Below are 252 nucleotides of genomic sequence, written 5' to 3'. Positions count from 1 at the left end.
AGGTTATGGCCTTACAGAAGAGTATTTGGGATGTCCAATTAAATCTTCTATGGAAGTCAAAATGATAGGACATACAGAGGATGGAAGAGAAGTGGTAATAGATAAAAATGCTGCAGAAGCTGATGGTATTATAATTTCATGTCGTATTAAACCTCATAATGCCTTTAGAGGTAAATACGAAAGTGGAATTATGAAAATGATGGCAGTTGGTTTAGGTAAGCAAGTTGGAGCAGAACATGTCCATGAACAAGG

General features: G+C 36.5%; 1 protein-coding gene. It reads left to right on the top strand.

Going from position 1 to position 252, the window contains the following annotated elements:
• Positions 1-49 precede the first annotated feature (49 nt).
• Positions 50-252, top strand: a 203-nt coding sequence (locus tag ICJ85_RS16365; protein ID WP_206688072.1) for a lactate racemase domain-containing protein, incomplete at its 3' end; no start/stop codon positions are given.

The sequence above is a fragment of the Aestuariibaculum marinum genome (assembly GCF_014596975.1).
Taxonomy (GTDB): domain Bacteria; phylum Bacteroidota; class Bacteroidia; order Flavobacteriales; family Flavobacteriaceae; genus Aestuariibaculum; species Aestuariibaculum marinum.
Note: the sequence above shows the minus strand (reverse complement) of the source record. Positions and strands in the feature narration are given on the sequence as shown.